16 protein-coding genes are annotated in these 16,608 nt (G+C 41.9%); 12 read left to right on the forward strand and 4 right to left on the reverse strand.

Annotated features, from left to right (window positions below; translation table 11 throughout):
- Positions 1–116: 116 nt before the first annotated feature.
- The 3 genes from AC1DUD_RS09755 to AC1DUD_RS09765 are packed head-to-tail and all read left to right on the forward strand — an operon-like array spanning position 117 to position 3,507.
- Positions 117–689: a thermonuclease family protein gene (locus AC1DUD_RS09755; protein ID WP_477374065.1), complete on the forward strand. Its 573-nt coding sequence runs from the start codon at positions 117–119 to the stop codon at positions 687–689.
- A 35-nt stretch (positions 690–724) separates the two neighbouring features.
- Entirely contained in the window at positions 725–3,160 is a 2,436-nt protein-coding gene (locus AC1DUD_RS09760) for a penicillin acylase family protein (protein ID WP_477374067.1), read from the forward strand.
- 8 nt (positions 3,161–3,168) lie between these two features.
- A complete protein-coding gene (locus AC1DUD_RS09765; RefSeq protein WP_477374069.1) occupies positions 3,169–3,507 on the forward strand; it encodes a hypothetical protein in 339 nt (112 codons plus the stop codon).
- A 52-nt stretch (positions 3,508–3,559) separates the two neighbouring features.
- On the opposite strand, the gene AC1DUD_RS09770 is transcribed toward AC1DUD_RS09765, so the two are convergent.
- Positions 3,560–4,237, reverse strand: coding sequence for a lipid-binding SYLF domain-containing protein (locus AC1DUD_RS09770; RefSeq protein ID WP_477374071.1), 678 nt, complete (start codon positions 4,235–4,237; stop codon positions 3,560–3,562).
- 97 nt (positions 4,238–4,334) lie between these two features.
- Positions 4,335–4,814 (reverse strand): DUF1203 domain-containing protein, encoded by a 480-nt coding sequence (locus AC1DUD_RS09775; protein WP_477374073.1) that lies wholly within the window; start codon positions 4,812–4,814, stop codon positions 4,335–4,337.
- Positions 4,815–5,014: 200 nt separating this feature from the next.
- Here AC1DUD_RS09775 and AC1DUD_RS09780 point away from each other — a divergent pair, with 200 nt between their 5' ends.
- Together AC1DUD_RS09780 and AC1DUD_RS09785 are read left to right on the forward strand one after the other, a co-directional pair.
- On the forward strand, positions 5,015–6,001 hold the full coding sequence (locus tag AC1DUD_RS09780; RefSeq protein ID WP_477374075.1) for a LuxE/PaaK family acyltransferase: 987 nt from the start codon (positions 5,015–5,017) through the stop codon (positions 5,999–6,001).
- Between the two features lie 148 nt (positions 6,002–6,149).
- Positions 6,150–6,866: a PH domain-containing protein gene (locus AC1DUD_RS09785; protein WP_477374077.1), complete on the forward strand. Its 717-nt coding sequence runs from the start codon at positions 6,150–6,152 to the stop codon at positions 6,864–6,866.
- A gap of 122 nt (positions 6,867–6,988) precedes the next feature.
- Here the strand turns inward: AC1DUD_RS09785 and tyrS are convergent, their stop codons facing one another.
- Complete coding sequence (tyrS, locus tag AC1DUD_RS09790) at positions 6,989–8,272, reverse strand: tyrosine--tRNA ligase (protein ID WP_477374079.1); 1,284 nt, start codon at positions 8,270–8,272, stop codon at positions 6,989–6,991.
- Positions 8,273–8,700: 428 nt separating this feature from the next.
- On the opposite strand from tyrS, the gene AC1DUD_RS09795 reads away from it, so the two are divergent.
- Positions 8,701–9,375, forward strand: a complete 675-nt coding sequence (locus AC1DUD_RS09795; protein WP_477374081.1) for an ACP phosphodiesterase — start codon at positions 8,701–8,703, stop codon at positions 9,373–9,375.
- 4 nt (positions 9,376–9,379) lie between these two features.
- Here the strand turns inward: AC1DUD_RS09795 and AC1DUD_RS09800 are convergent, their stop codons facing one another.
- On the reverse strand, positions 9,380–9,670 hold the full coding sequence (locus tag AC1DUD_RS09800) for a hypothetical protein (RefSeq protein ID WP_477374083.1): 291 nt from the start codon (positions 9,668–9,670) through the stop codon (positions 9,380–9,382).
- Positions 9,671–9,898: 228 nt separating this feature from the next.
- On the opposite strand from AC1DUD_RS09800, the gene rpsA reads away from it, so the two are divergent.
- The 6 genes from rpsA (at position 9,899) to AC1DUD_RS09830 (ending at position 16,401) form a co-directional block, all read left to right on the forward strand.
- On the forward strand, positions 9,899–11,866 hold the full coding sequence (gene rpsA, locus AC1DUD_RS09805) for a 30S ribosomal protein S1 (RefSeq protein ID WP_477374085.1): 1,968 nt from the start codon (positions 9,899–9,901) through the stop codon (positions 11,864–11,866).
- Between the two features lie 186 nt (positions 11,867–12,052).
- Positions 12,053–12,445 carry an ACT domain-containing protein gene (locus AC1DUD_RS09810; RefSeq protein WP_477374087.1) on the forward strand — a complete coding sequence of 131 codons (393 nt, stop codon included), beginning with the start codon at positions 12,053–12,055 and terminating at the stop codon, positions 12,443–12,445.
- A 221-nt stretch (positions 12,446–12,666) separates the two neighbouring features.
- Positions 12,667–13,215 carry a bifunctional pyr operon transcriptional regulator/uracil phosphoribosyltransferase PyrR gene (gene pyrR, locus AC1DUD_RS09815; protein ID WP_477374090.1) on the forward strand — a complete coding sequence of 183 codons (549 nt, stop codon included), beginning with the start codon at positions 12,667–12,669 and terminating at the stop codon, positions 13,213–13,215.
- Between the two features lie 165 nt (positions 13,216–13,380).
- On the forward strand, positions 13,381–14,313 hold the full coding sequence (locus AC1DUD_RS09820) for an aspartate carbamoyltransferase catalytic subunit (RefSeq protein WP_477374092.1): 933 nt from the start codon (positions 13,381–13,383) through the stop codon (positions 14,311–14,313).
- 16 nt (positions 14,314–14,329) lie between these two features.
- Positions 14,330–14,872: a 6TM ABC transporter family protein gene (locus tag AC1DUD_RS09825; RefSeq protein ID WP_477374094.1), complete on the forward strand. Its 543-nt coding sequence runs from the start codon at positions 14,330–14,332 to the stop codon at positions 14,870–14,872.
- A gap of 98 nt (positions 14,873–14,970) precedes the next feature.
- On the forward strand, positions 14,971–16,401 hold the full coding sequence (locus AC1DUD_RS09830) for a serine hydrolase domain-containing protein (RefSeq protein ID WP_477374096.1): 1,431 nt from the start codon (positions 14,971–14,973) through the stop codon (positions 16,399–16,401).
- Positions 16,402–16,608 lie beyond the last annotated feature (207 nt).

The following is a 16,608-nucleotide window of genomic DNA, read 5'->3' on the forward strand; positions in this document are numbered from 1 at the left end:
CGAAGCAATCGCGAACTATACAGAGCGGATCTGCTAATCGGGGATTGCTTCGTTCCTCGCAATGACGTTTGTTAATAATACTTAGTCAGCTTTAAAAAAATCTGCACTTTTACCACATGCTAAAAAGATACTCCGCCCTCTTGTTTATTATTTTGGTGTTATGGGGTTGTAACCCTAACAACACCAAACAACCCGATGCCGATGTTTATAAAGTTGTGAAGGTAAAAGATGGTGATACTTTAGGTTTGCTCAGCAGCGATAACCAACAGGTTACCGTTAGACTTGCTGAGATTGACTGTCCCGAAAAATCACAGGCCTTTGGGCAGGCGGCTAAAAAATTCACTTCCGACCTATGCTTTGGTAAAGAGGTAAAATTAATCGGGAACGAGCATGACCGCTACGGCCGTACAGTAGCGCAAGTAGTATTAATCAACGGTACAAATGTAAATTACACGCTGGTAAAAAACGGCTATGCCTGGCAATACAAAGCCTATTCCAAAAACACCGAACTGGCCGCATTGGAACGACAGGCACGTGAAAATAAGCTTGGTTTATGGCAGGATGCCAACCCTACCCCGCCATGGGATTTCAGGAGGGAAAAAAAACAACCCAAAACAGATTCACTTCAAACCCCAAAACCTAAAAAACATTATCATAAGCGTAAACCAACGCTTGAATATGCAGCCTAAATGGTTAACTTTAGGGGCATATCATTACCTAATCAATGAAGTTTACAAAAGCGTTCATATCCATATTTATAACCCTTGCCCTGATCTGGGCTTTGCAAACTAAAATTGGCGTTGTACCCCCACTGGGCAAATTCCTTAGTCCGGCAGATGGTTTTTGGCAAAATGCCGAAAGCAAGCACATTTTAACAACTCTTAACCTTAAACTTAAAGGCCTGCAGGGCAAGGTTACTATCAATTTTGATGAAAACCACATCCCGCACATTTTTGCCGAGAACGAGCATGATCTTTACTTTGCACAGGGATATATGACCGCTACCGACCGTCTTTGGCAAATGGATATCCAAACCCGGCAGGCAGCTGGCAGGCTGGCCGAAGTTATTGGGCCCAATGTATTGGATATCGACCGCTATCATCGCCGCATGGGCATGGTTTACGGTGCCGAGAAGACGATACAGGCCATGATGGCCGATCCTGTAATTAAGAATATGATCCTCGCTTATACCGATGGCATCAACAGTTACATTCATCAGCTGAGCCCGAGGGATTACCCGATAGAGTTTAAACTCCTGAACTATGCGCCTGAAGACTGGAAACCCATCAACTGTGCATTTTTGTTAAAGCTGATGTCTGAAACATTGGCCGGCGGCTCAAACGAATTTGCCATGACCAACATCCTGCGCAAATTTGGCTCCGCTACCACCAATGATCTTTTTCCTGATTATCCCATGCACGAAGATCCCATTATCCCCGTGGGGACAAAATGGCATTATTTTAAACCCCTGCCTATTCCAAAACCATCAGCCAACTTTTTGGCCAGCATGACCGACAGCGCAAAAACAAAGCCCCGCGTTGAAGGCATTGGCAGTAATAACTGGGCGGTAGCTGGTAGCAAAACAGCAAGTGGCTATCCTATCTTGGCAAACGATCCGCATCTTAATCTTACACTTCCTTCTATCTGGTACCAGATTCAGCTTTCGACACCTGGCATGAACGTATACGGGGTATCCTTACCGGGAGCGCCTTGTGTTATTTTAGGCTTCAATAACAATATAAGCTGGGGTATTACCAATGTCGATGCAGATGTGCTCGACTGGTACCAGGAAAAATTCAGGGACACTAAGATGGACGAATACTGGTATGGTAACAAATGGAATAAAACTACCCGCCGTATCGAAAAAATTGACGTGCTTGATCAAAAACCGGTTTACGATACAGTAGTTTATACCCACCATGGCCCGGTTGTATATCAAAACGATGCCCAAAAATCAGACGGTGCAGATTTTGTGCCAGTGGGTCATTCGCTGCGCTGGATAGCACACGAACCATCAAACGAACTAATGGCTATGTACCTGCTTAATACCGGTAAAAATTATGCCGATTATCGCAAAGCGCTCACCTTTTTCAGCGCTCCGGCATCAAATTTTGTTTTTGCAAGTAAAGATGATATAGCCATTACCCCTAACGGTAAATACCCGCTTAAATATAAAGACCAGGGCAAATTTATTTTAGACGGAACCGATCCTGCCGACGACTGGCATGGCTGGGTACCCTTTGAGCATGACCCTACCGTTAAAAATCCGCCACGCGGATTTGTGAGTTCAGCCAATCAATCATCAACAGATCCTACTTATCCTTATTATATCGATTGGACATTTGCATCGTATGAACGAGGTAAGCGTATTAATGACAGACTCGCTGTTATGACTAAAGCCACAATAGATAGTATGCGCATCCTGCAAACTGATGTATATAGCATCCGCGCACAGGATATTTTGCCAACCCTGCTTAAATACATCGATCCAACAAAACTTGATGCTACACAGCTTACTGCCTATCATGAGGTCAATAAATGGGACAAAAATGTCGCAGCTAATTCAATCGGCGCCACGGTATTTGGCAATTGGTGGTCGCAACTCTATAACGCTATCTGGGCTGATGATTTTGCAGATAAAAATCTTCAGAGCAATTTTCCCTCAATAGACCGAACTGAGCGCTTACTGCTAAAAGAGCCAAATTCCAAATGGTTTGATGATACCCGCACACCAACTAAAGAAACCGCCTCAGATATAGTTAATAAAGCCTTTGCAGCCGCAGTAACGGATATTACCAAAAGGTGCGGTAAACCAGGCCCGGGCTGGCAATGGGGTAAGTTCAAAAAAATGGAGATAGCCAGCCTATCTCGCCAACCGGCTTTTAGTTCGGGCAATTTTGAATCGGGAGGGACAGGATCAACAGTTAATGCCTTAAATGACGGCCATGGTCCGTCATGGCGCATGGTAGTACAAATGGGGCCAAAAGTAAAAGGATATGGTATTTTCCCGGGCGGTGAATCGGGCAATCCCGGCAGTTTCTTTTATAACGATATGTTTAAAACTTGGAATGAGGGACAGCTGAAAGAACTGCTTTTCATGCAATCGGCCAATGAACCGTCACCACGCATCAAATCAACTTATACATTAACCGGTAAATAATTAGCATCATGTTATTCCTCATTATACTTATACTTTCATTTGCCAGCGGATATTTTTTACCCTGGTGGATAGTTGCCATCATATCTTTTTTAACGGCCCTTATTATTGGCACAACAGCAAAAAGTTCCTTTTGGCAAGCCTTTATTGCCGTTTTAATTGTGTGGATTGTGCTGGCTCTTTTTAAAAGTATCCCGAATGATCATATTATGGCTACAAGAATAGCCCATTTATTCCACCTGCCTAGCTGGGGCTATATACTGGCGGTAACAGGCATTTTAGGAGGATTGGTCGGCGGGATGTCGGCACTTTCGGGGCTGCTGCTCAAACGGGCATTCCAAAAGCATTAAACAAAAATGCCCGGCATTTTAGCCGGGAATTTTTATTATCAGCGCATTATTTTTAAAACGCAGCCAATGTTTCTTTTAATGTTTTAACCGCATCTGTAGTGCTGGTTGCCTGTGCAAAAATATCCTGCGAGGTTGCCTTAGCGCCATAATAAGCCGCATTTGAATCTTTATCAATACCCAGGTTTGAACCATTAATAGAGATACCTGCAAATAAGCCTTTACTGCGTGAATAAGAATAAACCTCGGCCTGCAGCTTATAATCGGTACTTGCAGTTGAACTACGACCAACCGGCCCCGCCGCTGCCGAAATATCGCCACCGATGGTAAAATCACCATTTTTCACTTTGGTTAACACACCTTTATTGCGGAACACCAATACCAGGTCTACCGATTGTACGCCGATCTGCAAACCAAAGCTGCCGCCTGTAAGGGTTACAAACACGGGGTCGCTCCATTTGCCGTTGCCCAGTTTCACCATGGCAACGCCCTTTCCGCGTTTACCGCCTATACCAAAACCTGCGTTGATCATCTTAGGGATAATTACAATACCTTCGTATTCTTCCAGTAACTGGTGAGGGATACTTTCTTTCATTTTAGCAAACTCTTTCAGCACATTCGATGCATTATGGAGTCGCTCCGTTTGCTTGGTATCATCGGCCGGTTTTGCCGATATCATTACAAAAAAGAGGCCTAATAAAACAGGGAGCCTCAAAAATTTTAATGTTTTCATGGGGATAGATAATTAATATTATAAATTACTGTATGCTTCAATACTTAACTAACCCCCAAAACACGCACTTGTTTTTTAATTTTATGTAATTTGAAAGTCAAACACGTTCAATTTTGCATATAAAACAACATGCCTGCGCATTTCTGGCATGTAAATATTCAACATTATCATTTTCGGCAAATATTTCATTGATCAGCTCATCAACATCGGCATCACCGACAAGCCGGGTCAAAACCATTTGCTGCGCTTTACTATAACCAATGAGCGACAGCGGAAAACTCTTTTTATTAGCTTTGATCTCCGGAGGAAAACGATAAATATCCCTGTACTCCTCAACGTCTTTAGCATTGATAAAAACCGGCCCTGTTTGGTTATAGGCATTTTCAATTTCAAAAGGTGAATGCTTTAGTAACAGCCGTTTATCAACATTACGTTCAAACGGTTTAAGCGAAACCCGGCAAGGCCCAAGCCCGGTAGCTAATTGTTCAACCACTTCGCCTCCAAAATCGTCGGTCATGGTAGTTCTTATTTTTTGCGCGAATGATTTTGATAGCGATACAATTTTAAATGTGTTCATGATTATTGTTTTGATACATCAAAGGTCGGATTAGCCATAAAGGCTTTCAATCCGAAACTTGCGGAGTTTGAACCCTGATTTTGAACCCTGATTTATAAGATTGAAGGATTACCCTGATATCATATAAATCCATTAATCAAGCGAATCATGGTTCAACTCTCTAATCAGGAGAATCATGGTTTTCCTTATCTTTGCCCCCAATGAGCAAGCCCGGTAAACAACAGGTATTTTCTATCAATACCGATGAGCAATTTAATAAAGCAGCGTTGCAGGTTTTCAATTACCAGGCAAAGCATAACCCGGTTTACAGGCAGTTTATTGAAGGATTGAAAATTGATCCGTCGGCAATTACATCTTACGGGCAGATTCCCTTTTTACCTATAGAGTTTTTCAAATCGCACACCATATTAAGTACCGACGAACCTGTTGAAGTAACTTTTACCAGTTCAGGCACTACCGGTATGATCACCAGTAGTCACAGGGTTACAGATAAAACCTGGTATGAGGATAGCTTTCGTAAAGCGTTTACTATTTTTTATGGCGATATCAGGGATTATACAGTTTTAGCTTTACTACCCTCCTATCTGGAGCGCGAAGGCTCATCGCTCATTTATATGGTTGATGACCTCATTAAACAGTCAAACAACCCGGATAGCGGCTTCTTTTTGTATAATCACGACGAGCTTTTTCAGCAACTTAAAAAACAACAAGACGCCGTTAAGCAAACGCTTTTGATTGGTGTAACTTTCGGATTGCTTGATTTTATCGAAAACTATCAAATAAACTTCCCCGAGCTGGTGGTGATGGAAACCGGCGGAATGAAAGGCCGTCGCAAAGAAATGATCCGCGAAGAGTTGCACGATATTTTAGGTAAAGGATTTGGTGTAAAGCACATCCATTCAGAATACGGGATGACCGAGTTGCTATCACAAGCTTACTCCAAAGGCGACGGCATTTTTAATTGCCCGCCCTGGATGAAGATCATCATCAGGGATACTAACGACCCGCTCAGCACGTTACAAACTGGTAAGACGGGCGGTATCAGCGTTATTGATCTGGCCAATATCAACTCCTGCGCGTTCATTGCTACGCAGGATTTGGGCAGAATTTATAATGATGGTTCATTTGAGGTATTGGGCAGATTTGATCAGTCAGACATTCGAGGCTGTAATTTGCTGATAGCTTAATACTATTTGAGAATCAAGACGTCAGGAATCAAGGGTCAGGAAAGTTTTTGAATAAGATTTCATCTTTTTTCTTCCTTCTTAACGCTTAATTCTTGACTCTTTGACCGTTATAATTATTATTTTTGCGCGCATCATAAATGCTAAAAACATGATTGAGAAATTTTTAACAGAGGAACAGGATCCTAAAGCAGTTGAAAAGGTTTATTCACGTCTTGTTGATCTGTTGTCAACCGGCGAGGAGATTATTTACATAGCCGTTCAAAAAAAACCGCTGGTAAACCTTTTTCCTGATTGTATCGCTATAACCAATAAACGTGTATTATTTTTCACCCCGGCCAACCTGGGGTTATCTATTAAGTTTGTTGATTTTGTTTGGAAAGATATTGTTGACGTACATACCAAAGAAGAGATCATTGGTGCCGTATTCAGCGTAAAAACTACCGGTGGTGCCGAAATGGCTGTTGATTACCTGCCTAAAGTTCAGGGCCGTAAATTATACCAGTACGCCCAGGAACGTAAAGAAGTTGAACGCGAAGCCCGTCGCCAGCGCGAACTGGAACAAAAACGTGCCGAATCAGGTTCTATCCAATTGGAAAATTCGCCTGCCCGCGCTTTTGCAGCCCCCGCTTCACCGCAGCCTTTTTCTCAACCAAACGGTTACACAGCACCAGCCGCACCAGTAGCTCCACCTGCGCCGGTTGCAGCCCCAGCGCCTGTTGTACAGGAAACACCAGCGCCTGCACCTGCCGCCAAACCAGATGAGCTTACCGAAAAGCTAAAGAAACTAAAAACACTGTTTGATAATGGCCTTATCTCGCAGGAAGAATATAATGCCAAAAAACTCGACTTGTTGAGCGACTTGTAATCTTTCGAGGCATTGAGTCATTAAAAAGGGGCGACGGATATATATCCATCGCCCCTTTTATCATTAGGTCATTAATCCAAAACTTACGAAGTTTTAAAAACTTCGTAAGTTTAATTTGAAATCTATTCTGCAACTATTAAAAAGTAGCTTCTTTTACCTTTTTGCACTATGATAAACTTACCATTAATCAGCGCATCGGTTGTGTAAATATCATCAGCACTGGCTATTTTAATTTTATTAATAGCAGCACCACCTCCCTGTATCATTTTCTTCGCTTCCCCTTTTGATGAAAAAATTGAAGTTTTAACAGCCAAAAGGTCTGCTACATTGATACCCGGGTCTAAATCGCTTAGTGCAATTGTATAGTTATCCACACCTGAAAAAATTCCGAGCACTTCGAAATCAGTTAATTCATTTAAAAACTCAAGACCTATATTACCAAACAAAAACTCCGATGATTTAATCGCTTTTTCATATTCAGCTTCACCATGTACGCGGATAGTAATATCTTTTGCCAAGGCTTTCTGCAAAACACGGGTATGGGGGGCGGCATCATGCTCAACTTCCATAGCCTCAATAACCTCGCGCTCAAGCAGGGTAAAAATACGGATGTAAGCTTTTGCATCAACATCTGTAGTATTTAACCAAAATTGGTAAAACTGGTATGGCGAAGTACGCTCAGCATCAAGCCAAACAGCACCGCTTTCGGTTTTACCAAATTTGGTACCATCAGCCTTTTTGATCAGGTTGGTGGTTAAGGCAAAAGCCTCACCGCTGTCTTTACGACGGATCAGCTCGGTACCGGTAACAATGTTACCCCACTGATCGCTGCCGCCCATTTGCAATGAGCAGTTATGATGTTTCCACAGGTAGTAAAAATCGTAGCCCTGTACCAGTTGGTAAGTAAATTCGGTAAATGACATTCCGGTATCACCTTCCAAACGTTTCTTTACAGAATCCTTGGCCATCATATAATTAACCGTAACGTGTTTGCCCACATCACGGATAAAATCAAGAAAAGTAAAGCTTTTAAACCAATCGTAATTGTTCACCATTTCGGCGCTGTTGGCTCCTGTATTAAAATCAAGGAAACGGGTAAGCTGTTTTTTTACCGCTTCCAGATTATGTTGCAGTACATCTTCTGATAACAAATTACGCTCGGCCGATTTGCCCGATGGATCGCCCACCATGCCAGTAGCACCGCCAACCAAAGCATAAGGTTTGTGGCCTGCGCGCTGAAAGTGGATCAAGGTCATGATCTGGGTAAGGTGGCCAACATGCAGTGAATCGGCAGTTGGATCAAACCCGATATACCCCGAAGCCATACCTTTATTTAACATATCCTCAGTTCCGGGCATTTCGGTATGCAACATGCCGCGCCAGCGTAATTCTTCAACAAAGTTCATATCAAGTTCTGTTTCAAAAAGGTGCAAATATAAAAGAATAATTGGGGGAAGGGGGTAAAATTGATAGATAAGACGCGGGTGGCAATGTGATTATTTTATGAGAAATTTTATTTGCAGGCGATAGGAGGCACCTAAGGAGCCGAAACAATGAATTTATATTTTCTACAAACATGGTACTCCTCCGGAGTTGTGTTTTCACCATCTTAAACTCCGGAGGAGTACCATGTTTATAGGAAGAAACGCCAAACTTTTGGCTCCGTAAGTGCCTCCTTTTACGCCTTTAATGTTTCGGGAATTGACGTAAGCATCAACCCCGCGTCGTCAATTTAATAATCCCGTACCGGGTTAACTATAGGTAAACCCTGTTTCAAATAATTACTTATATTTTGTATCTTGAGCAAAACCGGGTATTTTGCAAGGCAAGGCTTATGAATTTTTTATCGCATTTTTATTTCGACAGGCATACCACCAACTGTTACCATGTGCTGGGAACAGTATTGCCCGACCTGTTAAAAAATGCCGATAAAACCATTATCCTCCACCCCGAAAAACTCCACCACACTGATAACGAGGTTAATTCTATCATAGACGGATGGAATAAACACCTTGATGTCGACCGTTATTTTCACTCGTCTGACTTTTTCACCACCCGCTCGCATGAATTAAAAAAGCTGCTTGCCCCTGCCCTTTCAGGCTCGCCTGTTAAACCTTTCTTTTTAGGCCACATAGCGTTGGAGCTTATTATCGATAACCTGCTGCTCACAACAGGTAAAATAAGTGTTAACGAATTTTATGATCACCTGAGCGGTTGCCGGGAAGAGAAGATAAAAGAGTTCTTGATTTTTGCCGGACTTAAGGACACTGATGTTTTCTTTAAGTTTTACGAAGGATTTAAAAAAAGCCAGTACCTGCATACTTATGCGGAAACGCACCAGATAGCTTACGCGCTTAAACGGATCTGCATGCGGGTTTGGAATAATCCTTTTACTCTTGAGCAGGAAGCACTAATGGATGAGATATTGAGCGATTACCGGGAAGAAATGCTGAATGATTTTATGTTGATTTTTGAAGAGATAAATGCCAAATTGAGCAATGAGCAATAAAAGCTTACTTAATAGCATTAACCAGGCTGCTAAAATCTTCGTTCAAAAGCAACTCATAAAGTTTTATTACCTCCTCCCAGCTTTTCGCCTGGTAATATAATTCGTTACCATCTATAACACAGGTCATTTTTAATGATTTATCTGTTTCCAAAATACATTCTTCCTCTTCTGTCCCAACCCAAAAAGCACCGTGCTCATCATCCATATCCTGCGTTTCGGCAATAGCCATTAATACATTTTCCATACTGATATCATCCTCACTATCCGACCATGCCCTTTGCAAATATTTATTCATAACTTATTAATTTGTAGTCCGCATAATAACACTGACGCTGTTATCAAATCATTTATTCTGGGTGAAATTTATACCAACTCTAATTTATACCTGCTTAACAGCACCAAAAACACATAAAAACTCCTAAAATATAAGCAATTAACATTAAAAAATTTCTTTTTTCAATAAAATATATCCGTACCTTTGCAGTCCCAATTAACAAATTGGGAAAAGGAGAAAAATTATTTAATGGCAAAAAAACAAGAAGCAGAAAAAGAATTAAAAGCGAAAGAAGCTGAACTGGGTACAGTTAATGCGTCTGGCGAAAAAGAAACTATTGAATCAGAAGCTGATTCAATCTCTATCGAAGAGATCAAATCAAAAATTGCGGCTACACCGAGCGAAGATTTCGACTGGGATGCTGACGACAAAAAATTTGGTAACTACAGCGATGACGACCGTGAGAAATTTGAGAAATTGTATGATGGAACTTTCAGCTCTATCACCAAAGGCGAAATCATCACCGGTACTGTTGTTAACGTTAACAACAAAGATGTTGTGCTTAACGTAGGTTTCAAATCAGACGGTTTAGTATCAGTATCAGAATTCCGTGACACACCTGATCTTAAGATCGGTGACACAGTTGACGTTTTTGTTGAGTCGCAGGAAGATGCTAACGGTCAGTTAGTACTTTCACGCAAACGTGCAAAAACTCAAAAATCATGGGAGCGCATTAATTCAGCCCTTGATAATGATGAGATCATCACCGGTTTTGTGAAGAGCCGTACTAAAGGTGGTTTAATTGTTGACATTATGGGCGTTGAAGCCTTCTTACCTGGCTCACAGATCGATATCAAACCTATCAGGGATTACGATGTGTACGTAGGTAAAACTATGGAGTTCAAAGTTGTTAAAATCAACCACGAATTCAAGAACGTTGTGGTATCGCACAAAGTGCTTATCGAAGACGATCTGGAAAATCAAAAAACAGAAATTGTTGCACGCCTTGAAAAAGGTCAGGTATTGGAAGGTACCGTTAAAAACATTACCGACTTTGGTGTATTCATTGACCTTGGTGGTGTTGACGGCTTACTGCACATTACAGATATTTCATGGGGCCGTATTGAGCACCCACGTGAAATCTTGGCATTGGATCAAAAGATCAACGTTGTTGTTCTTGACTTCGATGACGAGAAAAAACGTATCGCTCTGGGCTTGAAACAATTAACCCCACACCCTTGGCAAAGCCTTTCTGAAGAAATTCAGGTTGGTTCAAAAGTTAAAGGTAAAATCGTTACCGTTGCTGATTACGGTGCATTCCTTGAAATCATCCCTGGTGTTGAAGGTTTGATCCACGTATCAGAAATGTCATGGTCACAAAACCTGCGCAACCCTCAGGAATTCCTGAAAGTTGGTGACGAGATCGAAGCTCAAGTATTGACTTTAGACCGCGAAGAGCGCAAAATGTCATTAGGTGTTAAACAATTAACTCCTGATCCATGGCAAAACGCTGCTGAAAGGTACGCAGTTGGTACTCAGCACGTAGCTACAGTTAAAAACATGACCAACTTTGGTGTATTTGTTGAACTGGAAGACGGCATCGACGGTTTGATCCACATCTCTGACCTTTCTTGGTCTAAAAAAGTTAACCACCCTAACGAATTCACTAAAGTTGGTGAAAAATTAAACGTGGTTGTACTTGAACTTGATGTTGAAAACCGCAAATTGAGCTTAGGTCACAAACAGCTTGAAGAAAACCCTTGGGATACTTTTGAAACTATCTTCACTATCGATTCGATCCATGAAGGTACTGTTATAAAAGTAACTGACAAAGGTGCTATCGTAGCTTTACCTTACGGTGTTGAAGGCTTTGCGCCAACCAAACACCTGGTTAAGGAAGACGGCAAGAGCCTAAAAGCTGAAGAAGCTGCTGAATTCAAAATCATTGAATTTAACAAAGAAAACAAACGTATCGTTATTTCACACTCACGTATCTGGGAAGAAGCCCGCGCTGATGCCCGCGTACAGGAATTTGAAAACCGCAAAAAAGAAGCAAAAGCTGCTACTAACGCGGTGAAAAAAGTGAAAGATTCTGTTGAAAAATCAACTTTAGGCGATCTTAGCGTATTAGCTCAGTTAAAAGAGCAAATGGAAGGTGCTGAAAACAAAGCCCGCAAGGCTGCACCTGCTGCTAACAGCTCTGAAGAAGAAGCATAATTTAGCTTAACACTTTATACAAGCCTCCCGATAAATCGGGAGGCTTTTTTGTTGGATTAAACTTTTTTGATTTGAATTACATGTCATCGCGAGGCACGAAGCAATCGCATACTATACAGGGCGGCTATGCTTCCGTGCGATTGCTTCGTGCCTCGCAATGACATGTTTTTAATTTACTTTTGTTATATGACCGGAGAAACAAACCTCAATACCCTACTCAAAAACATGACACCTGTGCTTAATGAAGGTGATTATGTTTATTGCACGGCAACATCTTTAAATAACATCAATACCGATGACATCGTAGCGTCTTTTAAAGAACAGGAAGCTATAACCCTCATCCTCAAAAAAGAAACTGCAGATAAATTAAATCTTGAATATAGCTACGTTGCTGCCTGGATCACATTAACTATCCATTCATCATTAGAAGCAACCGGGCTTACCGCAGCATTTGCAACTGCACTGGCTAAAGAAAATATCAGCTGTAATGTGGTGGCAGCCTATTATCATGACCATATTTTTGTAGCTAAAAAAGATGCAGAAAGGGCGATGGAAGCTTTGAAGAGACTATCAGAGTAGTCTTCATTCCCCATTCCCACCCGTCATTGCGAGGTACGAAGCAATCGCGAACTTTACAGGGCGGCCATAAAAACGACTCTGTACGTAGGGGATTGCTTCGTCCCTTGCACTGACGCCGTGAAGAGCGACTGTTTAAAAAGAATTGTTGTTAACTCCACTTTCAAAACTCATCCTCCAAAACTCAAAACAAATTATTACTTTTGCCCAAATCCACCCATACGATGCAAAATCTAACACTGCTCGACGGACAAAAGTTTCAAATCACCATACAACGTTTATGTCGCCAGTTAATTGAAAATCATAACGACTTTTCAAATACAGTACTAATTGGTATTCAGCCGCGTGGCATCTATTTAGCGAAACGCGTTGCCGAAGAATTAAGGAAAATCCTTCCTGATAAAAACATACTACAAGGCGACCTTGATATCACCTTCTATCGTGATGATTTCCGCCGCCGTGAATCACAGTTACTGCCAAATCAAACTAAAATAGATTTTATAATTGAAGGCAAAAAAGTGATCATGATGGATGATGTACTTTGGACAGGCCGAACTATTCGTGCCGCAATGGATGCTCTGCAAGCTTTCGGCAGGCCGGAAAAGATAGAACTGCTGGCTTTGGTTGATCGTCGCTATTCCCGTCACATCCCGGTATCGGCAGATTATGTGGGCATTGAGGTTGATTCCATTGCATCGCAAAAAGTAGTGGTAAGCTGGAAAGATACTGACGGTGAAGATAAGATAGTACTGGTTTCAGAAACTGGAGATTAAATATTAAGATATATACAACACGTCATTGCGAGGTACGAAGCAATCCCAAACTGTACAGGGTGATCATGCACGGCACCTCTGGCAATCGGGGATTGCTTCGTACCTCGCAATGACGGATTAACAACATAGAAAAATCCGAAATCGAACATCCGAAATAAAAATAACATGGCAGGACTGAGCACACGACACTTATTGGGTATAAAAGATTTGAACCGGGCAGATATTGAGCTGATATTTGAAACTGCCGATACTTTTAAATCTGTTTTAAACCGACCGATTAAAAAAGTGCCGTCGCTGCGGGATGTTACTATTGCCAATATTTTCTTTGAAAATTCAACCCGTACCCGTCTATCGTTCGAGCTGGCCGAAAAAAGGCTTTCGGCTGATGTGATCAACTTCGCGGCCTCATCATCATCAGTAAGCAAAGGCGAAACGCTGATTGATACCGTGAACAATATCCTGGCCATGAAGGTTGATATGGTGGTTATGCGCCACCCTTATGCTGGGGCAGGTATCTTCCTGTCAAAACACGTAAAAGCCCAGATCGTGAACGCCGGTGACGGCGCGCACGAGCACCCTACCCAGGCTTTGCTTGATGCATTTTCTATCCGCGAAAAATATGGCGACGTAGCTGGCAAAAAGGTGGTGATCGTAGGTGATATCCTCCACTCACGTGTGGCCCTTTCAAATATTCTTTGCCTTAAACAATTGGGGGCCGAAGTGATGGTTTGCGGACCAACTACATTGATTCCTAAATACATCGGCTCGTTAGGTGTAAAAGTTGAGCATAACCTCATCAAAGCCCTTAACTGGTGCGATGTTGCCAACATGCTCCGCATTCAACTGGAGCGCCAGGATATCAAATATTTCCCATCGTTAAGGGAATACACTATGCTTTTCGGTCTTAACAAAACTATTTTGGATTCGCTGGATAAAGAGATCACCGTTATGCACCCCGGCCCTATCAACCGTGGCGTGGAGATCACCAGTGATGTGGCCGACAGCAAGCAATCTATCATACTCGACCAGGTAGAAAACGGTGTAGCCATACGCATGGCTGTGTTATACCTGCTGGCCGGACAAACACCAACTATATAAACAGCATGTTTCAGGTATGAAGTTCAATTTCAAAACATATCTGAAACATACTTACAAAGGTGAACTGTTTTACCTTGCCGTTATTGTTGCGTTGTATTTTTACGACAACAACAATATCATCTTCCTGATATTCTTTCCCTTTTCATTTGTACAGGGTTATTACCGCTATCAATATAAATTAACCCAGGCCGAAAAGCTCAAGGCTAAGGGCCTCACCGAAGAAGATATTGACAATATCAGCTTTGTAAAAAAGTGGGAACACTCGCGCAAACGCGGCATGTGGAATTACTGCATTATTGACGGCGGGTTTATTTTCGGATTAGCCCTATCTCTCCTAACAAGCATTATCTGGTTTAAATTAAGCGGAAAGACAGATCTACACACCCTATTGGCCGAACCCGGCGATATGTTTGCATTTATCGGTTACAATTATATGATTGGGGCAGGTATTGCCGTTATTATATTCCGCATGAGATGGAAACATAATGAAAAACGCTTTATGCGCTTAACCGATCCTTTGGCTGATAATTATTTTACCAAAGATTACCAGGATATATAAAGAATAGTATTTAGTCGTAAGTCAATTCCCTTTTTCCTTCACTCTTAAGACTTATGGCTAAATACTAACGAAATTCATTAAACACGAAATTACTTTTCATGAAACTCAGGTTCTGTTTTATCTTACTTTTATTTACCCCGGGCATAACATTCGCCCAAAGTCATCAGCAATATAAAACCGATTCGGTATTTGTGCTGGTGAAAAATTTCTTCAACGCCAAACAAGCCGACTCGATTTATGCGTTGACCGGGGTAAATTTCAGGCATGCCGTAAGCGAAGGACAGTTCCGCAGTCTTAGCCAACAGCAATTGTTTCCCTTGAACGAAATTAAAGGTTCAACTGTGATCAGTTTTGTTAATAACAAAGTAAGCACTTATAAGCTGGTATTTCAATCGGTAACACTACAGCTACTCATGAGCCTTGATACCGAAAATAAAATAGAACTCTTCCTATTTCAGCCTTATAAGGATATTACTGCTGACAAGACCGCGCAAATGCCAACGTCAAATAAAATGCTTACTGTTATAGATAAACAAGTTGACCAGATCGCGCGTCCTTATATTCAAAAAGCAAACACCGTAGGCCTAAGTATAGGTGTATTTAAAGACGGGCAGATCAGCATTTATAATTATGGCGAAACGGCCCGGGGTAATAAACAATTACCAACAGCAGGTACTATATATGAAATAGGCTCCATCACTAAAACATTTACGGCTACCTTGCTGGCCTATTACGCTAACGAAGGCAAAGTAAAACTTACTGATCCCATTACCAAATACCTGCCCGATTCGGTAAAAACCAACACTTCGTTAAACGCTGTAACCCTGCAAACCCTTAGTAATCATACATCAGGATTGGCAAGGATCCCCGAAAATCTCCAGTTCGATTCGGCCAGCGCTGCTAATCCTTATAAAAGCTATAACAAAAAGCTGCTGTACAGTTACCTCAAAACCTGTAAGCTCAATAGTAAGCCCGGAGAGCAGTATGCATATTCTAATTTAGGAGTGGGCTTATTAGGAACGATATTGTCACAGGCAAGCGGCAAGACGTTTGACCAGATGGTACAGGAGGTGATCTGCCCCCCTTTAGCAATGAAAAATACCGTTCAGCATTTAAGCGCGTTACAGGTTCCCCACTTCACCAAAGTATATAGTCAATATGGTGACCCTACAGTTGCCTGGGATTTTGACGCTCTTGCCGCCTGCGGAGCTCTGCATTCAACAGTAAATGATCTGCTGATATACGCAAAGGCCAACATGATCAGTGGCACTGACAAGCTATCAAAGGCCTTTGAGCTGACCCATCAGATAACTTACAGCAAGGATGCCAAAATAGCCCTCGGCTGGCATATCATTTTAGTTGATGGCGTTGAATACATCTTTCACAACGGCGGCACTTATGGCAGCAGCAGTTTTTTAGCTTTTAATGCTGATAAGAAACTGGCTGTGGTTGTATTGTCAAATGCGGCTGAAAGTACAGATGCTGTGGGGACTGCGATTATTAAGAAGTTGCAGAAGGAGGTTAAATAGTTTAAAATCATGTCATTGCGAGGCACGAAGCGATCGCGCGGAGGCAGAGCGACTCTGTATAGCATGCGATTGCTTCGTGCCTCGCAATGACATTTTTATCCATAGGTTTTAAAAGCCATCCAAACAAAAAAGGTGCCTGAAAACTTGTTAAGCTTTCAAACACCTTTCCCTTCGCACTATTTAGGTTATTGATTTTGAAGAAAAAAT

The sequence above is a fragment of the Mucilaginibacter sp. P4_A11 genome (assembly GCF_056402535.1).